Origin of the sequence: Actinoplanes sp. NPDC051346, assembly GCF_040682215.1 — a bacterium.
GTDB lineage: Bacteria > Actinomycetota > Actinomycetes > Mycobacteriales > Micromonosporaceae > Actinoplanes.
In genome coordinates this window covers 41,459-67,264 of record NZ_JBFBAJ010000001.1, presented here as the reverse complement: position 1 = coordinate 67,264, position 25,806 = coordinate 41,459, and the positions used below count along the sequence as shown (strand labels likewise).

Sequence of the window (25,806 nt, the reverse complement as noted above, 5' to 3'; positions counted from 1 at the left end):
GGCACTCCGCAGCCCGACCGGCATCGGACCCACCAGCACCGCGAACCGATCGGCGCCGCGTGCCTGGTTACCTCCGCAAGCCCCGCCACTACCGCAGGCGGGTCAGCACCACGGCCCACCACCGCCGCAAGGGTTCATAGGGCGCACCCATCCCGCCTCACCGAGCCGATCGGCGTCATCCCGGCCATAGGCTGCCTCCGTCTGCCCACCAGGCACCCAACCCTCCCCGCTGAGCCCGGCAGACAGCGCAACCCTCCCGCTGAGCCCGGCAGGCAGCGCAACCCTCCCGCTGAGCCCGGCAGGCAGCGCAACCCTCCCGCTGAGCCCGGCAGACACCACGACTCGCCCGCGCTGAGCCCGGCAGCCCCGCAGACCTGCCACCGCCGCAAGCCGGTCACCGCAACCCAAGCACCACGGCCCAGTCACCGCCACAGACCGGTCGCTACCGCTACCACCAGACACCGTGAGCCAGTCACCGCCGCGAGTGGATTGGCACCCCCGGGAGTTGCGAGTGCTGTGAGTCAGGCCAGGCCAGGCCGGTCGCGGGGCGAGGCAGGCGCGGGGTCAGGCCAGGCCGGTCGCGGCGAGGCTCGACTCCCACAGCAGGTCCGCGCGGTCGGCATTCGTCGATCGGCCCGTGGCGGCGAAGGGTCGCTTCCACGCGAAGTAGCCGCCCGGCACCAGAGCCTCCGGCTCCTTCGCCAGCCAGACCAGCGTCTCCGCGCCCTGCGCAGGCGTCCGAAACAGCACCGGCACCAGTCCTGCCAGGGTGAAGAGCGGGCTGCGGCGCCCGAAACGGCTGCGTATCAGGCCCGGGAAGAAGCAGGTTGGCACTATCCCGTACCGGGACCAGCGCCGCGCCGCCGCCACCGTGAAGAGGAGGTTGGCCTGCTTGCTGGCTCCGTACGCAAGCCATCTGCTGAGCTGACGCCGACCGGGACGCCGCACGTCGAGCGTGCCCCACGACTCGGCCGCGGAGCCGGTCGTTATCACCCGGGCGGCGCCGTCGGTGCCGGCAGCCGCTCGGAGCCGGTCGAGTAGCAGGTGGGTCAGCAGGAAGCCGGCCAGGTGATTGGTCTGCATCGTCGGGTCAAACCCGTCGGCGGTGGGCCGGCGAACGGACGCAAGCTGTCCGGCGTTGTTGATCAGTACGTGCACGCGTTCATGCTCCGCCGCCAGCCGGGCGCCGGCCTCTCGCACCTCGTCCATCATGGCGAAGTCGGCCCTGTAGGCGACCGGCGTGCGATTGCTCACCTCCCTCACCGCTTCCACGGCATGCTGCAGCCTCCCCGCATCCCGCCCGAGCAGGACGACCTCGTCACCGCCGCGGGCGAGCTCGACCGCTGCGGCCAAGCCGATGCCTGAGCTCGCTCCTGTGATCACCACCGTCCGACGCACGCGGACATTGGATCACCTCATTAGCGTGGTCTCATGTTCCGGATCAAGGAGAGCCACGCCGTCCGCGTGGGCGGGGCGGCCGCCGGCCTGACGATCCTCACGGGTGCGTCGGTCATGCTGGGGGCTTTGGTCGCCGCGCCTGGATCTTGGCTGCTCGGATACGTGAGCGAGGCTGGCACCGCGGCGGCGCCGTGGGCTTCCGCGTACCGATGGGGCCTGATCGTTCTCAGCGTTGGGGTGCTCCTGCTCGCGCTGGCGCTGCGGCCCCAGTCTCGGCGCGTCGCCGCACTGCTGGGCGGCACCGCCCTTTTCGCCGTCACCTCGGGGGCCGTGCCGTGCACGAACCGGTGCCCCCTGCCGCCCTTCGAGCCGACCACCGCGAACGACGTGGTGCACTCTGCCGCCAGCATCGCCGGCATGGTGCTGCTCGCCGGGGCCATGCTCCTCGTCTCTATCTCCACCGCCTTTCGGCTAGCCGCACGACGGCTTGCGGGCGTGCACGCCGCACTGACCTTTCCGCTAGGTGGCGGGTTGGGTCTGATCATGCTCTTCGTCGGTCGCGGCACCGCCGGCGCGATTCTCGAACGAATCCTGCTCGCCGTCGCCGTCAGCTGGCTCATCGGGACCGCCTCCTTGACGATATTACGTAGTTCCGTAAGACTACCACCATGGATGCCTCAGCGGACCCTCTCGAACGTCGAGTCTCGGAGCTCGAACGCCGCCTCGCCGAGCTGACCAGCGCGGTCGAGAGCGCCCCGCACCGCACCGGCGACCGGCATCCCCCCGATGTCTTCTGGGCGCTGGAGGGCCTTCGCGAGCGAGTCGGCGACGACACCGCGGGCGCCGTGCTCTTCACCGGCACGGTCAATCTGCCCACCGGGGAGCATTACGACTGGCAGCTCGGCACGGCCGTGGCTGACATGCTTGGCGCCGACTGGTCCGACTGGGCCACCACGCTGGGGGCCCTGGGTCATCCGGTCCGGCTCCTGCTACTGCGCCGCGTGCTGGCTGGCACGCGGACGGCCACCGAGCTGGCCACCGACGACGCGCTAGGCACAACCGGTCAGATCTATCATCACCTGCGCCAGCTCGTCAGCGCCGGTTGGCTGCACTCGTCCGCCCGAGGGCAATACGCCGTGCCCGGTGAAAGGGTCGTACCCCTGCTCGTTGTCCTGTCTGGAGTGCAGCGATGAGCGCGCCTACTCTGAGCGCGAGGTTCGCGCTTCCCATCCTCCGTGGCCGCGGCGTGCCCGCGGCCGCGTCTGAGGACTGGCGCCGCCCCGCACCGAGCGGGGCCCAGCGACGAGCGGACCTGGCGATCGGCCTCGGCGTTGCGGCGCTCGCCCTTCTGAATGTCGTCCTGGCACGCAGTGCCGGCATCTTCGCCACCTCAAGCTCGCCGGCGCTGGCCGAACAGGTTTGCTGGGCCAGCGCCGTCACCATCCCGCTGATCTGGCGCCGCACCCGCCCTGAAATCGTCGCGGTGGTCGTCGCCGCGGCCTTCATCGCCGGTCAGTATCGCGGCGTCCAGGAGCAACAGGTGGCCTCGGGAGCGATCTTCGCCGCGATCTACGCGCTGGGTGCCTGGAGCGGCGACCGGGCACGGGCCCGCTGGCTGCGGCTGACCATCATCGCGGCGATGTTCGTGTGGCTCGCCGTCGCCTGGCTGATGGCACACGACAAGCTGCCCGCCGACGGCTTACCGGGTGCCTCCGGCGAGCTGCCGCCCTTGCTGGCCTCGATCATCAACGGCGTTCTTATCAATATGCTCTTCTTCGGATTCGCCTATCTGTTCGGCGAGACAGCCTGGCAAGCGGCACGGCGGCGACATCAGCTTGAGGAGCAGGCCGCCGAGCTGCGCGCGGCTCAAACGATGATCAGCGAGCAGGCGGTGCTCAGCGAGCGGGTGCGCATCGCCCGCGAGCTGCACGACGTCGTGGCCCACCACGTCTCGGTCATGGGCATCCAGGCATCGGCGAGCCGCCGGGCGATGGACCGGAACCCGGAGCTCGCCCGCACCGCCCTGACCGCCATCGAGCAATGCGCCCGCACCGCGGTGGACGAACTGCGCCGAATGCTCGGCGCGCTGCGCGCTGTGGATCACCCGGGCACTGATGGTGCCCTGCTTCCCCAGCAGCGGTCCGTCGACCGTCCAGTTGGGATAGAGCAAGTGGAGGAGATCATCAACCGGGCCCGGGCAGCGGGCCTGGAGGGACGATTCGGTGTGTTCGGTGCACCCCGTACGGTGCCGGAGTCCGTCTCGCAGGCGGCGTACCGCATCGTGCAGGAGGCGGTCACCAATACGCTCAAGCACGCGAACGCGACGATGATCGACGTCCGGATCCGCTACCTCGCCCAGGACCTCGAGCTCGACATCGCCGACGACGGCCTGGGCGAGACACCGGGCGCGGCGAGCGGCCTCGGCCTGATCGGCATGCGAGAGCGGGTCGCCGTGCACGACGGCACCCTCGAGACAGGCGCCCGCACCGGAGGTGGCTTCCGAGTGCGCGCCCGCCTGCCGATCGCGCCCGAAGCGGACACCTTGGCAGAACCGAACGGCAGATCCACAGGCGCCGACGAAGCCGGCCCGCGCCCCGACACGACAGGAGAGCCGTCATGACCGCCCCCAGCGCAACCTCTGCCCTTGCCGGCCCCGTTTGCGCCGAGCCGCCCGCCGGGCCCGCCCAACTCATTCACCCTGCCGGGTCCACACCAACCCCTCACGCACCCGCCGTTGCCCCCGTCGCGCCGACCAATCGCCCTGCCAGAGCAGAGCCGGCCGCTCACCCCGCTGGGACCGAGACATCCGCTCGTGCGGCGAGCGCCGCGCTGGACACTCACACAGCTATGACCGCGACAGACGCCTGCACAGCGAAGCCCGCCAGAGGCGCCCACCCAGCGAAGCCCGTGGTGGACGCCCACACAGCGAAGACCGTGCCCGACCCCCACCCAGCGAAGGCCACGCTGAACACCCACCCAACAAAGACCGTGCCGGCCCCCCACCCAGCGAAGCCCGTGCTGGATGCTCAGGCAGCGGGAACGGCTACGGCTGCTCGCCTGGCAGGCGCCGAGCCGATGACGAAGATTCGGCTGTTGCTCGCTGACGACCATGACCTGGTGCGGTCCGGACTGCGCGCCATCCTGGAATGCGAGGACGACCTGGAGGTCGTCGCTGAGGCCTCGGATGGTTTGCGAGCTGTGGAGCTCGCCGGCCTCACCGGTCCCGACGTCGTGCTCATGGACGTGGAGATGCCGGGAATGGACGGCCTGACTGCCACCCGGCGAATCACCGCGACGGACGGGCCCTCGGTGCTGATCCTCACCACGTTCGACCGCGATGACTACCTGTTCGCCGCACTCCAGGCCGGCGCCTGCGGGTTTCTGCTGAAGAACAGCACGCCCGAGACCCTCATCGACGCCGTTCGAGTGATCGCTCGCGGTGACGGGCTCCTCGCGCCTGCCGTCACTCGTCGGGTCATAGCTACCTTCGCCAACCCTGGAGCCGTGCGCTCGCGAGAAGCCGCCACCCGGTTGGCGGAGCTCACGCCCCGCGAACACGAGGTCTTCGTGCACCTCGCCAGTGGAGCGACGAACGCCGAGATCGCGAGCGTTCTGCACCTGGGCGAGACAACGGTGAAGACGCACGTCAGCCGGGTGTTGATGAAGATCGGTGCCCGGGATCGCACACAAGCCGTCGTGCTGGCATACGAGCTCGGCGTCGTCCGTCCCGGCGGCTGAGGAGCGGCGCGATGACCGGCCCCGGTCCGCTCACCACCCTTCTTGCCGACCGTCCCTGTTTGTGTCGCCTGTGGTCACTTAGGCCCACCGGCCTCGTGTCGTTCGTTCTCCACATACGCCGACCTTCCCTGTCCTTATCGTCCTCCCTACGCCACCGGCCTTGTCTCGATCGTTCTCCCTTCTCCAACGGCTCCCTGCCTCAATCCCGGTCCCCTTTCGACTATCAACCGTTGCCAAGGAACCCGGAACTGGTCGCTTTCCAGGGGTCTTCTCGGGACACGCATGCACGCCGTCCTTCGCTCAGCGGCTGCGCTCGTTGGTCATTCGAGGGGATCACCATTCGGAACCGCTGGCCGCTTATCCCCCCGCGCGCTGGACGGGTCACACGCCCGTCGGAGTGGAGTCGGGCGCTGGCGGGTCCTCCGCAAGGAGGACATCGGTGATCGTTCGCGGGCCGGACGCTTCCGGCCGCCGTCCCGCCTAGCGTGAAGGAATGACCAAGGTGCTGACCGTCGACGCCGTGAGCCGCAGTTTTGGGGATCGGCAGGTGCTCAAAGATGTTTCGTTCACCGTAGAGCCCGGCCGGATGACCGGATTCGTGGGCGCCAACGGGGCCGGTAAGACGACCACGATGCGGATCATGCTCGGGGTGCTCGCCGCCGACAGCGGCGAGGTGTCCTGGCATGGTGTGCCGCTTACTCGGCAAGCTCGCCAGCGCTTCGGCTATATGCCCGAGGAGCGTGGGCTCTACCCGAAGATGACCGTGACAGACCAGATCGTTTACCTGGGACGGCTGCACGGCATGTCCGCTGTGGACGCCCGGCGTAACACCGCCGCCCTGCTGGAGCGTCTTGGCCTTGGCGATCGCGCGGGCGACCAGGTCGAGAAACTCTCGCTCGGCAACCAGCAGCGGGTGCAGATCGCCGCCGCGCTCGTGCACGATCCGGAGGTGCTCGTGCTCGACGAGCCGTTCTCCGGCCTCGACCCGCTCGCCGTCGACGTGGTCGTCGGCGTTCTGCGGGAGCGGGCGTCGGCCGGTACGCCGGTGCTCTTTTCCAGCCACCAGTTGGATGTCGTCGAGCGCCTCTGCGATGACCTGGTGATCATTGCCGATGGGTCGATCCGTGCCGCCGGGTCTCGGCAGGAGCTGCGGGCCGCTCATGCGCTGCCCCGCTTCGCGATCGAGGTTGACGCGGACGCCGGATGGCTCCGTGACCATCCGGGGCTCAGCCTTGTCGACCTCGACGGCACACGGGCTGTTTTCGACCTCGCGCCCGGCGTCGACGAGCAGACGGTTTTGCACGCGGCCCTCGCGAGGGGGCCGGTCCGTTCCTTCGGCGCGGTCGCCCCGTCGCTCACCGAGATCTTCCGAGAGGTGACCCAGTGACCACCTTCCAGGCCGTCCAGCTGGTCGCGGCCCGCGAGCTGCGGGTCAAGCTGCGCGACAAGACCTTCATCTTCAGTACGGTGTTCTTCCTGTTCATCGCGGTCGCCAGCACGGTGCTGCCGGCCCTGTTCGACGGCGGTCCCACGAAAGTGGCGGTCGTCGGCAGCGCCGGCGGTGCCGCCCTGCAACGCCCGGACATCGAGGTGCGCGCGGTTCCCGACAACGCGGCGGCCGAGCGCGCTGTCCGCGACGGCGACGTCGAGGCCGCGGTGCTCGCCGGCCCGGTGGTTCTCGCCATGGACGAGGCACCGTCCGAAGTGATGAGCGCCCTCAGTGTGGCCCCGCCGGTTCGTTTCCTCGAGCCGAACGAGATCAACCCCTTCGTGAAGTTCATGGTGCCGTTCGCGCTCGCGTTCCTCTTCTTCATCACGTCCTTCACCTTTGGCATGCAGATCGCCCAGAGCGTCACCGAGGAGAAGCAGACCCGCATCGTGGAGATCCTCGTGGCCAGCGTGCCAGTGCGCGCGCTGCTCGCCGGCAAGGTGGCCGCGCTGACCCTGCTCGCCTTCGGCCAGATCGCCCTGATCGCGCTCGTGGCGACCGTCGGCATGCGGATCGCCGACGTGGAGGCCCAGGTGATCAATCTGGTCGGGCCGGCGATCGGCTGGTTCCTGCCGTTCTTCACACTCGGCTTCGTCATGCTGGCCACGCTGTGGGCCGGCGTCGGCGCCTTGGCCGCACGCCAGGAGGACATCGCGGGCGCCTCGAGCCCGCTTCAGATGCTGGTCATGCTGCCGTTCTTCGCGGTTCTCTTCCTGACGGACAACGATGCCGCGATGCGAGTCCTGTCCTACATCCCGTTCTCGTCGCCGATCGCGATGCCGATCCGCCTCTTCAACGAGGACGCGGCCTTGTGGGAACCGATCGTGTCCTTGGCGCTGCTCGCGGCCGCGGCGGTGGTGTTCCTCCGGGTGGGCGCCCGCATCTACGAGGGGTCGCTCCTACGAACGAACGGCCGCACCTCCCTGGCCATCGCCTGGCGCAACCGGTCGACGGCGGGCTGAACAACTCCGTGGGCGGGCGGTCCGGCCCCGAACAAGGGGCTGAACCGCCCGCCCGTTGACCGAGGCATCTGCCCGCGGCGGGCTCCAGGGCAATGGCGACCGCCAAGAGCAACCATGCCGGGCAGACGACGGGAAAGCTCGACAAACCCGCAGGCAGACGACCGAGAAGACTCAAACAACCCGGCGGACGATGGCGAGCAGGGATTGCTCCACGTCCTCGATGCTGCGGTCCGGCTGGAAGACCAGCCAGTCGACCGCCACCACCAACCCCACCCCGAAGAGCGCCGACGATGCCACGCGTACGTCCAGGTCGGCGGGCAGGTCGCCGGTTTTCACGCCCGCCTTCAGCGTCTCTGCGATGACAGAGATCGCCTCGTCGCGGAGGAGCACCAGCGTCTGCTGCCACTCGCGGTTGGTGCGCCACATTTCCGAGAGAAGGAGCTGCGCGAACGCCTTGTAGCGCCGGATGTATTCGAGTTGGGTGCGGACGAGGGCCGCCACCGCCTCGCGGGGTGGTAGGCCCTCGACCGCCGCGCGGAACTCGTCGGTGAGGAGGCCGATGCCGTGTCTGAGGAGCTCCTCGAACAGGGCTGTCTTCGAGGCGAAGTTGTAGTAGACCGTGCCTTTGGCGACCTTCGCCCGCAGCGCGATGTCGTCGACCGTTGTCGCCGAGAAGCCCTGTTCGGCGATCAGTTCCACCGCTGCCTCGTAGAGGCGTTGGCGGGTGACGCTCCGCCTGCGGGTTCTTCCGTCCACAGTTGTTAGATCACCAGTTCTGGGTGCAGGTCCGATGGAGTCAGGCGGCGCTTGCGGCGGGCGACCGCCACCGTCAGCGCGAGGGCGCCCAGGCCGTATCCGAGCAGCGCGAGGGCGCCGGTCACCACCGTACCTGTCGATCCGCCGTCGATCGCGTGGCGCAACGCCGCTACGACGTACGTCATGGGCAGCAGCGGGTGGACCCACTGGAAGAAGTCGGGGGTGGTCTGCACCGGGTAGGTGCCGCCGGACGAGGTGAGCTGGAGCATCAGCAGGGCCAGGGCCACGATGCGGCCCGCGGGGCCGAGTGCGGCTCCCACCAGTTGCATGATCGCCGCGAAGGCCATCGCCGTGAGCATCATGAGCCCCAGTGTCCGTGCCGGGTTCTGTGGGCCGAGGCCGAGGCCGAACACGACCACGACGAAGAGCAGCAGGGCCTGGGCGCAGCCGATCGCGATGGCTGGCAGCAGTCCGGCCAGCACCACGCGGTGGGGTGGGGCGCCGGAGACGACATAGCGCCTGTTCAGCGGCCGGAGGACCATGAAGGTGATCATCGCGCCTACCCAGAGGGCGAGGGCCAGGAAGTACGGAGCGAAGCCGACGCCGTAGGTGGCTGCCGGGTTGCGAACGGTTCGGTCGACGCGGACCGGGTTGGCGAGCAGGTCGGCGCGGGCCGACGTGTCCTCGCCGTAGCCGGGGACCTCGTCGGCGCCGTCGTTGAGGCCCGACGCGAGTTCGCTCGTTCCGTTCTGCAGGTCGCCGAGGCCCTTGGCGAGCTTGCGGCCGCCGTCGGACAGCGTCATCAGTCCGCTGTCGAGCTGGCGGGCTCCGGACGCGAGTTGGAAGACGCCACCGCGCAGAGCCTGCGCGCCCGCCGCGGCGTCCGAGGTGCCGTCGCTGATGCGCTGGGCGCCGGTGGCGATCTGGCTAAGGCCGGAGGCCAGCTCCCGCATCTTGGCCTGAGCGTTGGAGATGTCGTCGGCGAGGTGCGGCGCGGCCTTGGCGACCTTGCGCGCCTTGTACGCGACGTCCTTCAGCTGCTTGCTCCAGGCGTTCAGGTCGGCGTTGTCGATGGTCGACTTGATCCGCTCGGCGGTGGCGACGAGTTCCTTCGCGTACGCCCGCATCTCGTCGATGCCCGGCGTGGTCGGCGGCAGGCCATCGAGGTAGTTCTGGATCCGCTTCGCGGTGCGGACGGCGTCGTCGGCGGCCGTGCCCAGTTCGTTGACGTGCGCGGCCAGCAGGTCGGCGCCGTCGGCCACCAGGTTCGCCCCCACCTCGATGCGGTGGGCGTTGTCGCGCAGTAGCGGTTCGTACTTGCCGGCGGCTGAGTCGATGGCCTTCGCGAACTGTTGGGTGCCGTTCGCCGCCTGCTGCGTGCGCAGCGCCATCTCGGCGGTGCCCGCCTTCAGCGTCGCCAGCCCGGTGGCGAGGTCGTTCGTGCCCTTCGCGGCCTGTCCGAGCTTGCCGGCGAGCTTGCCGGCGCCCTTCTCGGCCTCGTTGATGCCGCCCTTGACCTTCTTCGCGCCGCCGTGCAGGTTGGTGGCACCGTCGTTGATCTCGTCCGCGCCGTCGGCGGCTTTCTGGGTCTCCTGCTTGAGGTCCGTGAAGCCGATCAGCATCTTGTCGAAGTAGCCGGCCTGGGCGGTTTGCGCCGCCCCGGTCCTGACCTCGTCGAACACGGTCCGGGAGAACACGCCGGACAGGTAGTTGGTCGCGTCGTCGTTGATCACCAGCAGCTGCGCGGGCTTGGGTGTGGTGTCGGCGTCGGGGCCGGAAACGAGGTTCGCGGAGAAATCCCGTGGGATCCGCAGCGACAGTTGGTAGCGGCCGTCGGCGAGTCCCTCCTGGGCCTCCCGCTCGTCGGTCTCGTGCCAGTCGAAGATCTCGCGTTTGATGAGCTTGTTGGCGAGGTCCCTGCCGGCGTTCACCTTGGTGCCGTCGGTCGCGGTGGCGGTGACGTCCTCGACGACGAGCGCGACGGGTACGTGGTTGAGGCGGCCGTAGGGATCCCAGAAGGCATAGAGGTACAGCGCGCCGTAGAGCAGCGGGATGACGCAGATGACGACGAGGGCGGCCATGGGAAGCCGGCCGCGGAGGAAGCGCCGCAGCTCGAAGCCGGCCAGGCGCAGGCTGGAGGTTCCGGTCACTTTTTCGCTCCGAAGTGGTCGGTGTGATGGTCGTCTTGGTCGGGTCGTGCCGGCTCAGCGTCGGCGATCGGCTCGGCATCAGCGGGCGACTCGTCAACGGCCGAATCAGAAGCGGCCGAATCGGCAACAGCCGGCGAAGAAGCAGCCGGCGAAGGAGCAGCCGGCGAAGGAGCAGCCGGCGTGGAAGCGACCGGCGAAGGAGCAGCCGGCGAGGAAGCGACCGGCGAGGAAGCCGGCAGGCCGGCAGCCACGGAGGCCGGCGGGGCGATGACCTCGGTCTTGGCATCCGAGACCGAGTCCCGACCCGCACCCGGCGCCGGCTCGATCGTGTTCGTCTCCCAGATGGGGTCCTCCGAGCCCGCCGGCTCCGTCGTGTGCGACACACCCGACAGGCCACCAACAGCCGTCACACCGGTCGCGCTCGGCACCTCGCGGGCCGGACCACCCAGGCTCACCACTGTGGATACCAGCGCCTCGTCGACCTCCCGGGCCGAGATCAGCACCGTGACCCCCTCGGCCGCCAGGTCCGCGATCAGGCGCCAGAGCGCCTCCCGCTCCGCCGCGTTGAGTCCGTCGTCCATCCCGTCGACGGCGACGACCTGCGGCTTTCCGATCCGGGCCAGGACCAGACCCAGGACCCTCTTTTCGTACGGACTGAGCGCGAACCCCCGCGCCGCCGGATCGAGGCCGTGCAGCGCCAAGCCGCTCGCCGGCTGTCCGATGAGGAGCGCCCGCTCGCGGATGTGCTCGGCCACGGTCAGCACGGACTCGGGCTCGGTGACGCCGGGCACATAGCCGAGGGCGGCCGTGCCGGCGATCTCGACCGTGCCCGCGGAGAGCTTGAAGCGCTGGGTCAGGGCCAGCAGGACCGTGGTCCGCCCGCTGCCGGGCGGACCGACGACCGCGACGACGTCGCCTGCGGAGGCCGAGACGTCGAGGTCACGGAAGAGCCACTGGCGGTTACGGCGTACGCCGGCACCGCGAGCGAGGAGGACGGACATGATGAGCACCCACTTTGCACTGACTGGTCAGTGCAAAAACATACCGGCGACGTGCGCCGATGGCCTCCTCCCGTGGCAGACCTCACTCATGCCTACCGATCCCTCAATATCACCCCCGCGCCACTCGGCAACCGGACAAAGCCCGCCAAATTCGGTGGATGCCGAGTGGACCCCGTCACGTCGGCAGGGCAGGATCACACCATGGCGAAGCGATGGGGCATGACGATTCCTCTGGGCGGGGTTCCGCTCGCCGATCACGCCGCGCTGTTCGCGGCCCTGACCGAGGCGGGGTTTACCGACCTGTGGTCGAGCGAGGTGAACGGCGCCGACGCCTTCACACCGCTGACCCTCGCGGCGGCCTGGCAGCCCCGGGCCCGCCTCGGCACCGCCATCACGCCCGTCTTCACCCGGGGTCCGGGGCTGCTCGCGATGACGGCGGCCGCCCTGGCGGAGGCCGCGCCCGGCCGCTTCCAACTGGGCATCGGCGCCTCGTCGCCGGTGGTCGTCGGCGACTGGAACGCCGCCGACTTCACCCGGCCGTACGCCCGGAGCCGCGACATGCTCCGCTTCCTGCGCTCCGCGCTGGCCGGCGAAACCGTCGACCACTCCTACGAGACGTTCGAGATCCGCCGCTTCCGCCTCGAGCGGCCGCCCGCGATCGCGCCGCGGGTCCTGCTGGCCGCCCTGCGTCCCGCCATGCTGCGCCTGGCCGCGAGCGAGGCCGACGGCGTGATCCTCAACTGGCTCGCGGCCACCGACGTCCCGCGGGTCCTGGCCGAGGCGAAGACCGACAACCCGGACTTCGACGTGGTCGCCCGCATCTTCGTGTGCCCCACCGCGGACGCCGCCTACGCCCGCACCATCGGCCGCCGCCTGATCGCCGCCTACCTGACCGTTCCGGCGTACCTGGAATTTCATCGCTGGCTGGGCCGCGAGCCGCAACTCGCTCCGATGTGGAAGGCGTGGGCCGCGGGCGACCGCAAGGCGGCCCTCGCCGCCATCCCCGACGAGGTGGTCGACGAGCTCGTCGTGCACGGCGCTCCCGAGGAGTGCCGCGCCAAGGTCGCCCGCTATGCCGAGGCGGGCGTGCGGGTGCCGGTCATGGCGCTCCTGCCCACCCCTGAGCTCGACGAGCAGGGTCTGGCCACGCTCATCAGGGCGCTTGGCCCCGCCTAGGGCCTCAGAACAGGACGGTCGCGAAGCTGCCCTGCTGCACGAACCCGCACCGCGCGTAGACCCGCCGCGCCGCGGTGTTGTAGTCGTTCACATACAGGCTCACCGTGGGCGCGACCCGTCGCAGGGCGTCATGCACCACCGTCGCCATCGCCGCGGCCGCTAGTCCGCGGCCGCGGTATTCCGGGTCCACCCAGACGCCCTGGACCTGGGTGGTCCGCCGGGTCACGATCGCCAGCTCCGCTTTGAAGATCACCCGGTCACCGACGAACCGGGCATACGCCCGCCTGCCCCGCACCAGCTCGGCGATGCGCCTCTTGTAGCCGCGGCCGCCGTCGTCGAGCAGCGGCGACACCCCGACCTCCTCGGTGTACATCGCCACCGCGGCCGGGAAGAGCTGGTCGACCTCCTTGAGGGTGACCAGCCGCACGGCGGGGTCGGGGGCGATCGGCGCGTCCCGATCGGCGATCAGCAGCGGCTGGTGCGGCCGCACCTCGCGCGCCGGCCCCCAGTGCCCGCCGAGGCGGTCCCACATCTCCAGCACGGCGTCGGTCCGGCCGATGATCGAGGAGCAGACGCGGGTGTCCGCGCCGAGCAGGTCCGCGAACGCGGCGACGGCCGACGGCGTCGCGCAGACCGGCACCAGATGGGCCCCGGACCAGCACAGGGATTCGACGCGGCGACCCGGGCCGTACCCGTAGATCCGCCCGTCGGAGCGCCACCAGTTGAGCCCGTACGCCGCTACACGCTCGGCGATCTGGGCGCCGGCGTACGGGTCTTGGTCGAGGATCCGTTCGACCGTCGCGCGCTCGGGCTCCCCGAGTTGGCGAATGGGCACCGTCAGCACAGGTATCAGATTGCCAGATGGCACGCCCCACGCACCCGACGCTACCCACGCGGATTCAGAAACCCTTGCAGCCGACACGTTGCCGATATATCGTCTAACTATCGCCAACAGATCGGAGATAGTTGTGAGGCACGAACACATGCGTCGGCTGCACGAGGCCCGGATGCGCGGTTTCGGCTTCCCGCCCGGATTCCCGTTCGGCCAGGGCGGCCCCGGCTTCGGCGGCCCCGGGTGGGGGCATGAGGGTCCCGGTGGGCGCGGGCATCGCCGCGGCGGCCGGGGAAGCCGGCCCAACGTCCGGCCCGCCCTGCTCGCGCTCCTGCTGGAGCGCCCGATGCACGGCTACGAGATGATCCAGGAGCTGGAGAGCCGCACCGGCGGCATCTGGCGTCCCAGCCCCGGCTCGGTCTACCCGACTTTGCAGCTCCTCGAGGACGAGGGCCTGATCGAGGCCGAGGCCGCCGGCGGCCGCAAGCGCTTCACACTCACCGAGGCCGGTCGCGCCGAGGCACAGACCGCGGCGGAAAACCCGCCGTGGGCCCAGTTCAGCGACGACACCATGTCGCAGGTGCAGGATTTCCGCGACGCGGCGGTCGGCATCATGAGCGCGCTCAGGCAGGTCGGCTTCAGCGGCACCCCGGAACAGCGCCAGCAGGCCCTCGAAGTGCTCAACGAGACCAAGCGCAAGCTCTACGCGATCCTGGCCGAGTAAGACCTTTTCATAGGTACGGCGCCACAAAACGCCAACCGCACCACCGGGCCGAGCCCGCACACGGCTCGCGACCTGCCGGAATCCGCCACCCACACATCAGCGACCCGCCGCACGGACATCGTGCGGCGGGTCCCTGGCGTTGCCGTGTGCGGGGCCAGCGCGGTGTTGCGGTTGCCGGGCCGTCGCGCCGTACTTAAGAAATCAGTGAACGGTCACCTGCGGACCCGGCAGCAGTTCGCGCAGTTCTTCCGGGAGCTCGGCGCCCATCTCGTCGGCGAGGCGCAGCGCCTCCTCGACCAACGTCTCCACGATGATCGATTCGGGGACCGTCTTGATGACCTTGCCCTTGACGAAGATCTGGCCCTTGCCGTTGCCGGAGGCGACACCGAGGTCGGCCTCGCGGGCCTCGCCCGGGCCGTTCACGACGCAGCCCATGACCGCGACGCGCAGCGGCACCGGGAAACCCTCGAGGGCGGCGGTGACCTGCTCGGCCAGGGTGTAGACGTCGACCTGGGCGCGGCCGCAGGACGGGCAGGAGACGATCTCGAGGCCGCGTTCGCGCAGGCCGAGGGACTCCAGGATGCCCTGGCCAACCTTGATCTCCTCGACCGGCGGGGCCGACAGCGAGACCCGGATGGTGTCGCCGATGCCCTCGGCGAGCAGGGCGCCGAAGGCCACCGCGCTCTTGATCGTGCCCTGGAAGGCCGGACCCGCCTCGGTCACGCCGAGGTGCAGCGGATAGTCGCACTGCTCGGCGAGCTGGCGGTAGGCGCGGATCATCACGACCGGATCGTTGTGCTTGACCGAGATCTTGATGTCGCGGAAGCCGTGCTCCTCGAACAGCGAGCATTCCCAGAGCGCCGACTCGACGAGCGCCTCGGCGGTGGCCTTGCCGTACTTCTCCAGCAGGCGCTTGTCGAGCGAGCCCGCGTTGACGCCGATCCGGATGGGCGTGCCCGCGGCGCCGGCCGCCTTGGCGATCTCCTTGACCTTGTCGTCGAACTGGCGGATGTTGCCCGGGTTGACCCGGACCGCCGCGCAGCCCGCGTCGATGGCCGCGAAGACGTACTTGGGCTGGAAGTGGATGTCGGCGATCACCGGGATCTGCGACTTCTTCGCGATCGCGGGCAGCGCCTCGACGTCGTCCTGCGACGGGACGGCGACCCGGACGATCTGGCAGCCCGAGGCGGTCAGCTCGGCGATCTGCTGCAGCGTCGCGTTGACGTCCGAGGTGAGGGTGGTGGTCATCGACTGGACGCTGACGGGCGCACCGCCGCCGACCAGGACGCCGCCGACGTTGATCTGGCGGCTCTGCCGGCGGGTGGCCAGCGGCGGCGGGGGTACGGCGGGCATACCGAGGCTGATCGCGGTCATTTCACACTCACCTGGAGAAGATCGAAATTGGGTTGACGACGTCGGCGGTGATCGTCAGCAGCGTGAAGGCGCCACCGATCACGATGACCGCGTACGTCAACGGCATGAGCTTGTAGTAGTCGACGCGGCCGGGATCGGGCTTCTTGAGGCGCGCGTAGATCCACGACCGGACGCGTTCGTACCAGGCGATCGCGATGTGGCCACCGTCGACCGGCAGCAGGGGCAGCAGGTTGAAGATGCCGATGAAGACGTTCAGCGAGATGAAGATCAGGAGGAAGAGCTCGGGGACGCCCTGTTCGATCGCCTCACCGCCGAGCCGGCTGGCGCCGACCACGCTGATCGGGGTGTCCGGGTCCCGCTCGTCACCGGTGATGGAGTTCCACAGCGCCGGGATCTTCTCCGGGATCCGCTTCATGGCGGCGACGGAGGCCTCCGCCATTCTCCACCCGTAGTCGAAGGTCACCCCGATGCTCTCGACCGGCCCGTACGTGACCAGGGGCGGAACGTTGTTCTGGACGCCGAGACCGGCGACGGCCACTTCCTTGACCGCACCGTCGGGGTCGTCGAGCGGCGGGCGCTGTGCCGCGATGAGCGTGACGGTGGCCGTGGCGCTCACCCCGTCGCGGGTGTAGCCGAAGGGGACTGCCCCGGCCTTCTGGGACCGGATCGCGTCGGTGAGCTGGCCGTAGTTTTGGATCGGCGTGCCGCCGACGCTGGTGATCAGGTCGCCGGACTTGAGGCCGGCGGCGGCCACGGGCCCCTTCGGGTCGGTCGGCGCGCAGCCCGGCCGATCGGTGAGGACGACCTGGACGCACTCGGCGACGGAGATCCGCGCCGGGAGCATGCGCTGCTCGGCAACGGTCTTCGGCACGTCGGGGTTGGGCAGGCCGACGAAGACGGCGGCGAACCAGGTGGCGACGATCGCCAGGGCGAAGTGGGTGATAGAGCCGGCGGACATCACGATCGTCCGCTTCCATACCGGGAAGCGCCACATGGCCCGGTGCTGGTCCTGCTCCTCGACGTCGTCGTCCTGCGGCGTCATGCCGACGATCTTGCAGAAGCCGCCGAGCGGGATGGCCTTGAGGCCGTACTCGGTCTCACCGCGGTGGAAGGAGAAGATCGTTGGCCCGAAGCCGACGAAATACTTGGTGACCTTCATGCCGAACCGCTTGGCCGTGATCATGTGGCCCAGTTCGTGCAGGCTCACCGAGATCAGGATGGCAAGCGCGAAGGCAGCCGTCCCCACCCAAAACAGCATCAGGCTCCTTCAGCCGCAGTCGCGATGTTCCGCTGTGCCTGGGCCCGCGCCCAGGTCTCCGCGGCAAGCACCTCCTCGACGGTACCCGGTTCGTCGAAATCGGGAGCCGCCGCGAGCACCGCCGCCAGGGTGTCGACGATGCCCAGAAAAGGTAGCCGACCAGCCGCGAATGCGGCCACACACTCCTCGTTCGCGGCGTTGTAGATCGCCGGCCGGCAGCGGCCCGCCCGACCCGCCTCCTTGGCGAGCTCCACGGCGGGAAACGCCTCGTTGTCCAGCGGACGCAGCTCCCAGTTGTGCGCCATCGTCCAGTCAACCGCGGCGGCGGCCTGCGGCACTCGGTCGGGCCAAGCCAGCGCCAGCGCGATCGGCAGGCGCATGTCCGGCGGGCTCGCCTGGGCGAGCGCCGAGCCGTCGGTGAACTCGACCAGCGAGTGCAGCACCGACTGCGGGTGCACCATCACCTCGATGTCGTCGTAGGGCACGTCGAACAGCTCGTGCGCCTCGATCACCTCGAGCCCCTTGTTCACCATCGTCGCCGAGTTGATCGTGACCACCGGCCCCATGTCCCAGGTGGGATGCTTGAGCGCCTCCTCGGGTGTGACGTTCGTCAACTCGCTGCGCCGGCGGTCGCGGAACGCTCCCCCGCTGGCGGTGAGCACCAGCCGCCGCACCTCCCGCTCGGCGCCGCCGCGCAGGCACTGGGCGAGCGCCGAATGCTCGGAGTCCACCGGCACGATCTGCCCCGGCCGCGTCACCGCGGCCTTGACCAGCGGGCCGCCGGCCACGAGCGACTCCTTGTTGGCGAGCGCGAGGGTACGCCCGCGGCGCAGCGCCGCCAGCGTCGGCGCGAGCCCCAGGCTGCCGACGACGCCGTTGAGCACCACGTCACAGGACCACTGAGCCAGCTCCGTCATGGCCTCCGGCCCGGCCACGATCTTGGGCAGCTTGAAGTCGCCGGTGGCCCACCCCCGCCGCTGCGCCTCGGCATAGAACGCCAGCTGGAGGTCCTGGACCACGCTCGACCGGGCCACCCCGACGGCGTCGACGCCCAGCTCGAGCGCCTGCGCGGCGAGCAGCTCGACGTTGCCGCCGCCGGCCCCGATCGCGACGACCCGGAAGGCGTCCGGGTGGCGCCGGACGATGTCGATGGCCTGGGTACCGATGGACCCGGTGGAACCGAGCAGCACGAGCTCACGCATGAGAGCCATCTTCCCGGACGCCCGCACGCCCCTTCCGCTCAGCCTTCCTCGTCGAGAAGATCCTCAGGATCGATCGAGAAGTCGAACGGCTGCTGCATCGCGAAGGTCCCGCCGGCCGCGGCGGCCACAACCGGCTGGTACTTCCCGTCGGACAGCTCGTGCAAAACGAGAGACGGAATACGGTTGCGGAAGTCGACGCGGAGGAAGAAGGGCACCCCTGCGGCGGCATACTCGCGGGGGCGTTCGATGACGTCCTTTCGACGATTGCCCCTCGAGACGATTTCACCAATCAGCACCGCGTCACCGATCGGCATGAAGGTCTTGCCGCCTCCGGAACGACGCAACACCACGAAGTCCGGGATGAATAGATCCTCCCCGGAGACGATGTTGACCTCCGGATAAGCCCACATGCCCGCTTTGCGCGCCGCCTGATGCAGCGGGAACGACAGCTGGCGCTCGGCCGCTTGATGGTCGAAACCGGCATGTGGTGTCACGATCACGCTCCCGCGGACAACTTCGACCTTGGGGCCGCTGTGGTCGGGCAGCAGGTCGAGGGCCAGTTGGGCGGTCCACGGCTGATTCAGCGTGCCGAGAATGTCGAACGACGGTTCACGGGCCGGCATGGCCATCGGACTCACCTCCTTGCGGGGCATCATCGCGGAGTCAGCGTACCGCCCGGGTGCCGCACTTCTCCCCTGTGGATAACTCGACGGCGGGGGTATGTGGGGTGGATGCGAGAGCTGCGTCGGATGGTGTCCGCCCCGTTCCGCCCGCTGCGGGGGCGGGATCTGGCGCTGCATGCCGCCGCCGTGACGTTCTACGCCGGGATCGCCGTGGTGCCGGTCGCGTTGCTGGCCGTGTGGATCACCGGGCTGGCCGCCGGGACGCAGCGGGTACGCGACCTCACCGGCCGCACGATCGACGCGCTGCCGGACGCGATCGGGGCGCCGCACGCGCTGGAACGACTGATCGACGCCGGGCTCCACCTGACGCCCCTGTTGGCGCTCGCGAGCCTGCTTCCCGCCACGCTCTACGGCGAGGGCCTGCGCCGCGCCTTCGCGAGTCTGGCCAAGCCCGGTGAGTCGCTGGCCGAGCCCGGTGAGTCGCTGGTCGGCTGGCGTGGGCGGCTGCTCTGGCTGCCACTGCTCGCCGCCTCACCGGCCCTCCTGCTCGCCCTCTTCCTGGCCCTCCCCGCGACCAGCGGCCTCTGGATCCGGGGTGGCTGGTACGCCGTCGCCGGCGTGGTCCTGTCGTTCCTCGCCGCCTGGCTGGTGCTGACCCCCGCGGTGGTCTGGGTCTATCGCGGCGTGGCACCCGGACGGCCGGAGTGGTCGGCGACGCTTCTGGTCGGCTCGTTCACCGCCGCCAACCTCTCCGGGTTCCTGCACGGGTTCGTGCTGTTCTGCGCGTTGCCGCTGGACCTCGGCGCCCCGTTCGGCGGGTTCACCGAGGTCGGCGGCGTGGTCGCCGTCGGGCTGTGGCTCTACCTTTTCCACGTCATCGTGCTGGCCGGGTTCGCCGCGACGCGGAGCCTGAGCACCTGTCGGCGGCTCAGACGGTCACCGAGTCCCGTTGCGGGTCCGGAGCCGTGGGAGCCGGCGCCTCGTGGATCCCGTACCGGGCGTAAAAGCGGCCCAGGAAGCCCGGGGCCCACCAGTTCCACCGGCCCAGCAGCCGCATCGTCGCCGGGACGAGCAGCGCTCTGACTAGCGTGGCGTCCACGACGATGGCCACGATCATGCCCACGCCGATGGTCTTGATGACGCTCATGCCACCGGTGGCGAACCCCGCGACCACGGTGATCAGCAGCACGGCGGCGGCCGTGATGATGCCGCCGGTGTGTTGCAGGCCGGTGGCCACCGCGGACGTGTTGTCGCCGCCCGCGTCCCATTCCTCGCGGACGCGGGACAGCAGGAACACCTCGTAGTCGGTGGCGAGGCCGAACAGCACGGCGAGGACCAGGATCATGTTGCTGGGCTCGATGAAGCCGGTCGACTCGAAGCGCAGCAGGTTCTCGAAGTGCCCGTCCTGGAAGATCCAGACGACCACGCCGAAGGACGCGCCGATCGAGACCAGGTTCATCAGGACGGCCTTGATCGGCAGCAGGATCGAGCCGAACGCCAGGAAGAGCAGGATCATCGTGGCGACCGCCATGATGAGCGCCATCCACGGGAGCCGGTCGGCGAGGCTCTCCAGCAGGTCGAGGTCGACCGCCGGGCGGCCACCCACCAGGACCTCGGCGCCGGACGGCGGGGTGAGGTCGCGGATGCCGGAGACGATCTCGCGGGAGTCGGCGTTGGAGAGCGTGGGCGGGTAGGTCACCGTGAGCAGCGTGGAGTCGCCCTGCTGGCCGGTGACCGTGGCGCCGGTGACGTCCGGCAGCGCGGAGATCCGCTCGGCGAGTCCGCCGGCCGGCCCCTTCACCAGCACGGTGATCGGGTCCTCGCCGCCGCCGGGGAACTCCGCGTCCAGCCGCTCGCCGACGACGCGCGGCTCCGAGCCGGGCGGCAGCACGCGCTCGTCGAAGCCGCCGAACTCCACCCGCAGGAACGGCGCGGCGAAGGCCACGAGGACGACGAGCACGCCGACGGCGTACAGGACGGGGCGCTTCATGACGCTGTGCGCGACCTTCGCCCATCCGCCGCCCGCACCGGGGAGCCGGCGCGACAGCAGCGGGATCTGCAGCTTGTCGATGCGGTGCCCGAGCAGGGACAGCACGGCGGGCAGCACGGTGAGCGAGGCGAGCATCGCGACCAGGACGGCGGCCATGCCGCCGATGGCGATGCCGCCGAGGAACGGCTGCGGGAAGATCAGCAGGCTGGAGAGCGCGAGGACGATGGTCAGGCCCGAGACCACGACGGTACGCCCGGCGGTGGCGACCGTGGTCCGGACGGCGGCCGGCACGTCGTGGCCGTGGGACAGCTCCTCGCGGAACCGGCTGACGACGAAGAGCGAGTAGTCGACCGCCATGCCCAGCCCGAGCAGCGTGATGACGTTGATCGCGAAGACCGAGATGTCGGTGACGTAGGTCAGCGCCCGCACGGCGAGGAACGCGCCCATGATGGCGATGCCGCCGATGAGCAGCGGCGACATCGCGGCGATCAGCCCGCGGAAGATCAGCACGAGCAGGACGAAGAGCACCGGCAGGGAGAAGATCTCCGCGCGGGTGATGTCCTCCTCGGTCTGGGTGCTGGCCCGGTCGGCGAAGGCGACGAGGCCGCCGACCTGCGTCTTCAGCCCGGGCACAGCGAAGTCGGACTCGATACGGTGGTACGCCGCCCGCTTGCCGTCCTCGTCGGCCGCCTTGAGGTAGACGGCGGCATAGGTGGCGCGCTTGTCGGTGCTGACCAGCGCCGGCGGGGCCTTCGGGTCGGTGTAGGCCGCCACCTGCCGCACGTCGGTCCGCGCGCGGATCCGGGTGACCGCGGCGGTGACCGCCTGCCGGACGGTGTCGTCCTCGACGGTCGCGGACCCGGTGGACCAGAGCACCACGAGGTCGGGGTCGCGGGAGCCGAGCTGCTGCGAGATGGCCGTCGCCGCGCGGTTGGACTCGCTGTCCGGATCGTCGTAGCCGCCGCCGGTCAGCGCGCCGAAGACCCCGGCGCCCCACGTCGCGCCGCCGACGATGAGCGCGCACCCGGCCGCGACGACCCACCAGCGCAGCTTTACGACCGCTCTGCCCCACCAGCCGAACATTCGTCCGCCTCCTGCCCGAGCCGATAAAGTCACCAGTGATCGTCGACTATTCCGTGAACACCGTTTACCGTTGCAAACACCGTTCGCTACGTCAATGGAGTCCCCACTATGACGGCCACCACACCCAGCCGGCGGGAACGGCTGCGCGCGGAAACCGTCACCGAGATCAAGGACGCGGCACGGCGTCTGCTCGTCGCCGGCGGCCCGACGGCGATCTCCCTGCGCGCTATCGCCCGCGAGGTCGGCATGACCGCGCCGGCGCTGTACCGCTACTTCGCCAGCCTCGACGCCCTGGTCACGACGCTCGTCAGCGACCTCTTCGAGGACCTGCGAGCCGCCGTGGCGGACGTCTCGGCGGTACACGCCGACGAGGATCCCCTTACCCGCATCGGGCACATGGCACGCGGTTTCCGGCGCTGGTCGCTGGACCACCCGGCCGAGTTCGCACTGATGTTCGGCAGCCCCCTGCCCGGCGTCACCCCGCTCCCGCAGCGCGGTCCGCCGCTGGACGAGGCCGGGGCCCGGTTCGGCGAGACGTTCTTCGCCGTCATGAGCGAGCACTACGCCCGGCGCTCCTTCGCGGGCGAGCCGCACGAGCTGCCCGATCCGGCCCTGCGCGAGATCTTCCGGCCGTACATCGAGAACTTCGGCGACCGCTTCCCACCGGCGGTCATCTATTTCTTCATCACCTCCTGGACCCGCCTCTACGGCATGGTCGCCATGGAGGTCTTCGGCCACCTGGCCTGGGCGGTGACGGACGTAGCGCCACTGTTCGAAGTCGAATTGGCCCGGGCTCTCGACCAGTTGGCACGCTAAGCTTCGCGCCCATGAGTGCACTGCCGGAACGCGCCGATGTCGTGATCATCGGGTCGGGCCACAACGGCCTGGTCTCCGCCGTCCTGCTGGCCCGCGCCGGCCTCGACGTCGTCGTCCTCGAGGCCGCGGACGTGCTCGGCGGCGCCACCCGCACCGAGCACCCGTTCGCCAAGGTGCCGGGTCTGGGCCAGTCCACCGGCTCCTACCTGCTCGGCCTCATGCCGCCGGAGCTGCTCGCCACGCTCGACGTCGACATTCCCGTGCTGCGCCGCGATCCGCACTACTTCCTGCCCACGCCGGGCGGGCCCGGCTCGCCGTACCTGCTCTTCGGCACCGACCGCGAGGCCACCCGCGCCCAGATGGCGCAGTTCTTCTCGCCGCGCGACATCGCCGCGGACGAGGCGATGCAGGTCGAGATCGCCGCGCTGCGCGCCGATCTCGCGCCCGCCTGGCTCGAGGAGCCCGGCTCCGTCGAGGAGATCGCCGACCGCCACATCCGGCCGCAGCTCCAGAGCACCTTCATCGAGCTGGTCCGCGGCTCCGTCGCCGACTACCTCGAACGCTTCGGGTTCTCCAGCGAACTGCTGATGAGCATGTACGCGGTAACCGACGGCCTCTCCGGACTGAACGCGGGCCCCGACGACCCCGGCACCGGCCACAACTTCCTCGTCCACAACATGTGCCGCCTGCCGGGCGCGGACGGCACCTGGATGATCGCAGCCGGCGGCATGGGCACCGTCTCCCGCACCTTCGCCGACGCGGCGCGCGCCGCCGGCGCCCAGATCTTCAAGGGTACGCCGGTGAGCGCGGTAACCGTCTCCCAGCGGACGGCAACGGGCGTGGCCCTCGCCGACGGCCGGACCATCGAGGCCCGGGTCGTGCTGGGCTCCTGCGACCCCTACCGGCTGATGTCACTGGTGCCCGAGGGCGCGCTGCCCGCCACGCTCACCGAGCGGATGGCGGCCGTACGCAAGACCGGCAGCACGATGAAGGTCAACCTGGCGTTGTCCGGGCTGCCACGCTTCTCCTGCCTGCCGGAGGGCACCGCGTCACCGTTCGGCTCGACGATCCACCTGCTGCCCGGCTCAGCCGGCCTGGCGGGCCTCGCCGAATCCGACTCCCCCATGGCCGCGCTGCGGGCCATGTGGGCGGACGTGCAGGCCGGCCGCCTGCCCGCCGAGCCGACCATCGAGTGGTACCTGCACACCACGGTCGACCCGTCGCTGCGGGACGAGGCGGGACACCACTCGTCGGCCCTGTTCGTGCAGTCGGTGCCGTACGAGCTCGCCGGCACGGCCTGGGACGAGGCCCTGCCCGGTTACGTCGAGAAGCTGCTAGCGATCTGCGACCGCTACGCGCCGGGCACGTCGTCGCTGGTGGCGGACATGATGCCGCTGACGCCGGCGGGCATCGAGCAGCATTTCGGCATCACCGGCGGGCACATCCACCACGTCGACAACACGGTCGCCTTCGACGAGCGCATGCCGTACTTCACCGGCCTGGACGGCCTCTACGCCGGCTCGGCGGGCGCCCACCCGGCCGGCAGCGTCATCGGCGCCGCCGGCCACAACGCCGCCAAGCGCATCCTGTCCGACCTGGGCCGCTGACGCGACGTCGAGGCGGCCTAAGGGTTTGTCTTCTCGGCCCGGATCTTGTGCCCCACGCTGGTCAGGCACTTCCCGCTCGGGAGGTCGAACTTCCAGCCGTGCAGCTGGCAGGTCAGCACGTTGCCCTCGACGATGCCGAAGCGGCTGAGGTCCGCCTTCAGGTGCGGGCAGCGGCGCTGAACCGTCCAGTCGCCGAGATGGGTGTCCTCGGCGTCGACGGACTTCTCGTGCTCGTCGTACCAGCCCTCGGCGTACTGCAGGCGCTCCTCGCTGAGGCACTTGAAGAAGGCGTAGACGAACTCGTTGTACTGACCGATGCGGGCGGCGGAGAAGCGGCAGGACAGGAAGAGCGAGTTCACCCAGTCGCCCTCGTCGATGAAGATGAGGTGCTCGATCAGCTCGCGCTGGGTGCGGAAGCGGTAGCGGACCTTCTCGTCGGCGTACGCCCGGACCTGCTTGCCGGGGAAGTCCACGACGATCGACTCGATCGCGTCGCCGTCGTAGTTGACCAGGTCGAAGCGGACCGGGCCGCCGACGCCCTTGGCCAGGTAGATCGACTCCTCGAGCAGCGGCTCGATGCGCTTCTTCAGCTCACCCAGCACGTCGATCTCGGGGTGACGCCAGGATGCCTTCTCGGCGGCGATGATCGGCGCCTTGCGGTCGCGCATCTCCTCGAGGTGCGCCTTCTTGTTCGCGAAGAACTCGTCGACGTCGGTGGGGTGGGTCGTCTCGATGCTGCCGGCGGTGACGTCCGAGACGCTGCCCGGCAGCAGGACGACGCCGTTGGTGCCGCCCACCTTCGCGTACTCGGACATGAACACCGACTGGTCGGGGAAGATGTTCCCCTCGTCGCCGAAGATGTCGTTGAATTGCCACAGCTCGTCGTCGAGGAAGCACGGCGGGCCGGCGATCGGGAAGACGTGGTCGGCCTTCAGGTCGTCGATGTAGCGCCAGGTGCGGTCGAACTGGCGGTCGCGCTTCTGCTTGCCGAACGCGGTCTTGGCGGCGGTGGGCAGCTCGTAGACCATCGGGTACCAGATCGCGCCGGAGAACTGCAGCAGGTGCGCGTGCACGTGGCCGAGCTCGGCGAACCGGGACAGGTCGGAGGGCCGGGCGTCGTTCTGGTTGAGCAGGCGGACGCCGTCGTGTTCCACCCAGAGGGATGAGTCGCCGATGGGCCCGTCGGTGGGGCTGATCAGCGCCTGGATCATGACCTTGAGGCCGCCGTCGAGCTCGTGCACCTCGTCGCTCTTGGTCCGGAAGAAGCTGGTGAAGCCCAGGTCGCGCAGCTCGTCCTCGAGCTGGCTGGTCGGGTACTCCGGCAGGAGCACCGTGGCCTTCTTGCTGATGAACCGCAACAGATGCTCGGCGTCGAAGTGGTCCCGGTGCAGGTGGGAGACGTAGAGGTAGTCGACGTCACCCAGCGTCTCCCAGTCCAGCAGCGAGTTGTCCGGGAACGGGAACCACGACGCGAAGTACGCCGGGTTGACCCACGGGTCGCACAGAATGCTGCCCGCGTCCGTGTCGATCCGCATGCTGGCATGTCCAGTGCCCGTGATCCGCACTCTCACTCCTCGGCCTCGCACAATCCGACGGCATCGAAGGTACCGGGTACGGGTTGGTGAGC

The 25,806-nt window shown here is 69.8% G+C and carries 21 protein-coding genes and 1 pseudogene; 11 read left to right on the top strand and 11 right to left on the bottom strand.

Translation table 11 applies throughout. From position 1 onward, the window contains the following. Positions 1 to 564: 564 nt before the first annotated feature. Positions 565 to 1,383 carry an SDR family NAD(P)-dependent oxidoreductase gene (locus tag AB0M36_RS00310; protein ID WP_364152139.1) on the bottom strand — a complete coding sequence of 273 codons (819 nt, stop codon included), beginning with the start codon at positions 1,381 to 1,383 and terminating at the stop codon, positions 565 to 567. Positions 1,384 to 1,431: 48 nt separating this feature from the next. Here AB0M36_RS00310 and AB0M36_RS00305 point away from each other — a divergent pair, with 48 nt between their 5' ends. From AB0M36_RS00305 to AB0M36_RS00280, 6 genes are all read left to right on the top strand, one after another. Next, the gene (locus tag AB0M36_RS00305) at positions 1,432 to 2,133 is read left to right on the top strand and encodes a DUF998 domain-containing protein (RefSeq protein ID WP_364150105.1); all 702 of its coding nucleotides are present in this window, start codon (positions 1,432 to 1,434) and stop codon (positions 2,131 to 2,133) included. Beyond that, positions 2,067 to 2,591: an ArsR family transcriptional regulator gene (locus AB0M36_RS00300; RefSeq protein ID WP_364150102.1), complete on the top strand. Its 525-nt coding sequence runs from the start codon at positions 2,067 to 2,069 to the stop codon at positions 2,589 to 2,591. The genes AB0M36_RS00305 and AB0M36_RS00300 overlap by 67 nt, the downstream gene beginning before the upstream one ends. Next, a complete protein-coding gene (locus AB0M36_RS00295; RefSeq protein WP_364150099.1) occupies positions 2,588 to 4,018 on the top strand; it encodes a sensor histidine kinase in 1,431 nt (476 codons plus the stop codon). Before AB0M36_RS00300 ends, AB0M36_RS00295 begins: the two co-directional genes overlap by 4 nt. Before the next feature lie 455 nt (positions 4,019 to 4,473). Further along, on the top strand, positions 4,474 to 5,136 hold the full coding sequence (locus AB0M36_RS00290; protein ID WP_364150096.1) for a response regulator transcription factor: 663 nt from the start codon (positions 4,474 to 4,476) through the stop codon (positions 5,134 to 5,136). Positions 5,137 to 5,629: 493 nt separating this feature from the next. Then, positions 5,630 to 6,523 carry an ATP-binding cassette domain-containing protein gene (locus AB0M36_RS00285; protein ID WP_364150093.1) on the top strand — a complete coding sequence of 298 codons (894 nt, stop codon included), beginning with the start codon at positions 5,630 to 5,632 and terminating at the stop codon, positions 6,521 to 6,523. Further along, complete coding sequence (locus AB0M36_RS00280) at positions 6,520 to 7,587, top strand: ABC transporter permease (RefSeq protein ID WP_364150090.1); 1,068 nt, start codon at positions 6,520 to 6,522, stop codon at positions 7,585 to 7,587. The genes AB0M36_RS00285 and AB0M36_RS00280 overlap by 4 nt, the downstream gene beginning before the upstream one ends. 171 nt (positions 7,588 to 7,758) lie before the next feature. Here AB0M36_RS00280 and AB0M36_RS00275 read toward each other — a convergent pair whose 3' ends face one another. Genes AB0M36_RS00275 through AB0M36_RS00265 form a run of 3 tightly spaced genes read right to left on the bottom strand, consistent with a single transcriptional unit; the run spans position 7,759 to position 11,494 of the window. After that, a complete protein-coding gene (locus AB0M36_RS00275) occupies positions 7,759 to 8,343 on the bottom strand; it encodes a TetR/AcrR family transcriptional regulator (protein ID WP_364150087.1) in 585 nt (194 codons plus the stop codon). A 5-nt stretch (positions 8,344 to 8,348) separates the two neighbouring features. Beyond that, positions 8,349 to 10,493: a YhgE/Pip domain-containing protein gene (locus tag AB0M36_RS00270; RefSeq protein WP_364150084.1), complete on the bottom strand. Its 2,145-nt coding sequence runs from the start codon at positions 10,491 to 10,493 to the stop codon at positions 8,349 to 8,351. After that, a complete protein-coding gene (locus tag AB0M36_RS00265) occupies positions 10,490 to 11,494 on the bottom strand; it encodes an ATP-binding cassette domain-containing protein (RefSeq protein ID WP_364150081.1) in 1,005 nt (334 codons plus the stop codon). Before AB0M36_RS00265 ends, AB0M36_RS00270 begins: the two co-directional genes overlap by 4 nt. A 219-nt stretch (positions 11,495 to 11,713) precedes the next feature. On the opposite strand from AB0M36_RS00265, the gene AB0M36_RS00260 reads away from it, so the two are divergent. Further along, entirely contained in the window at positions 11,714 to 12,670 is a 957-nt protein-coding gene (locus tag AB0M36_RS00260) for an LLM class F420-dependent oxidoreductase (RefSeq protein ID WP_364152136.1), read from the top strand. Between the two features lie 4 nt (positions 12,671 to 12,674). On the opposite strand, the gene AB0M36_RS00255 is transcribed toward AB0M36_RS00260, so the two are convergent. Further along, the gene (locus tag AB0M36_RS00255) at positions 12,675 to 13,514 is read right to left on the bottom strand and encodes a GNAT family N-acetyltransferase (RefSeq protein ID WP_364150078.1); all 840 of its coding nucleotides are present in this window, start codon (positions 13,512 to 13,514) and stop codon (positions 12,675 to 12,677) included. A 139-nt stretch (positions 13,515 to 13,653) separates the two neighbouring features. Between AB0M36_RS00255 and AB0M36_RS00250 the strand changes: the two genes are divergently transcribed. Further along, positions 13,654 to 14,226: a PadR family transcriptional regulator gene (locus tag AB0M36_RS00250; RefSeq protein ID WP_364152133.1), complete on the top strand. Its 573-nt coding sequence runs from the start codon at positions 13,654 to 13,656 to the stop codon at positions 14,224 to 14,226. A 201-nt stretch (positions 14,227 to 14,427) separates the two neighbouring features. Here the strand turns inward: AB0M36_RS00250 and ispG are convergent, their stop codons facing one another. The 4 genes from ispG to AB0M36_RS00230 are packed head-to-tail and all read right to left on the bottom strand — an operon-like array spanning position 14,428 to position 18,689. Further along, positions 14,428 to 15,600, bottom strand: coding sequence for a flavodoxin-dependent (E)-4-hydroxy-3-methylbut-2-enyl-diphosphate synthase (gene ispG, locus AB0M36_RS00245; RefSeq protein ID WP_364150075.1), 1,173 nt, complete (start codon positions 15,598 to 15,600; stop codon positions 14,428 to 14,430). Between the two features lie 7 nt (positions 15,601 to 15,607). Next, positions 15,608 to 16,858: a site-2 protease family protein gene (locus tag AB0M36_RS00240; protein WP_364150072.1), complete on the bottom strand. Its 1,251-nt coding sequence runs from the start codon at positions 16,856 to 16,858 to the stop codon at positions 15,608 to 15,610. Next, positions 16,858 to 18,069 (bottom strand): 1-deoxy-D-xylulose-5-phosphate reductoisomerase, encoded by a 1,212-nt coding sequence (gene dxr / locus AB0M36_RS00235; RefSeq protein ID WP_364150069.1) that lies wholly within the window; start codon positions 18,067 to 18,069, stop codon positions 16,858 to 16,860. Before dxr ends, AB0M36_RS00240 begins: the two co-directional genes overlap by 1 nt. A gap of 29 nt (positions 18,070 to 18,098) precedes the next feature. Beyond that, positions 18,099 to 18,689 carry a Uma2 family endonuclease gene (locus tag AB0M36_RS00230; protein ID WP_364150066.1) on the bottom strand — a complete coding sequence of 197 codons (591 nt, stop codon included), beginning with the start codon at positions 18,687 to 18,689 and terminating at the stop codon, positions 18,099 to 18,101. A gap of 102 nt (positions 18,690 to 18,791) precedes the next feature. Between AB0M36_RS00230 and AB0M36_RS00225 the strand changes: the two genes are divergently transcribed. Continuing rightward, entirely contained in the window at positions 18,792 to 19,766 is a 975-nt protein-coding gene (locus tag AB0M36_RS00225) for a YhjD/YihY/BrkB family envelope integrity protein (RefSeq protein WP_364150063.1), read from the top strand. On the opposite strand, the pseudogene AB0M36_RS00220 reads toward AB0M36_RS00225, so the two are convergent. Continuing rightward, positions 19,720 to 21,756 (bottom strand): annotated as a pseudogene (locus tag AB0M36_RS00220) (MMPL family transporter); the annotation flags it as partial. The gene AB0M36_RS00225 and the pseudogene AB0M36_RS00220 sit on opposite strands and share 47 nt — an antisense overlap. 108 nt (positions 21,757 to 21,864) lie before the next feature. Here AB0M36_RS00220 and AB0M36_RS00215 point away from each other — a divergent pair. Then, positions 21,865 to 22,572, top strand: coding sequence for a TetR/AcrR family transcriptional regulator (locus AB0M36_RS00215; RefSeq protein WP_364150060.1), 708 nt, complete (start codon positions 21,865 to 21,867; stop codon positions 22,570 to 22,572). 11 nt (positions 22,573 to 22,583) lie between these two features. Next, on the top strand, positions 22,584 to 24,179 hold the full coding sequence (locus AB0M36_RS00210) for an NAD(P)/FAD-dependent oxidoreductase (RefSeq protein WP_364150057.1): 1,596 nt from the start codon (positions 22,584 to 22,586) through the stop codon (positions 24,177 to 24,179). Positions 24,180 to 24,196: 17 nt separating this feature from the next. Here AB0M36_RS00210 and AB0M36_RS00205 read toward each other — a convergent pair whose 3' ends face one another. After that, a complete protein-coding gene (locus AB0M36_RS00205) occupies positions 24,197 to 25,744 on the bottom strand; it encodes a Rieske 2Fe-2S domain-containing protein (protein WP_364150054.1) in 1,548 nt (515 codons plus the stop codon). Positions 25,745 to 25,806 lie beyond the last annotated feature (62 nt).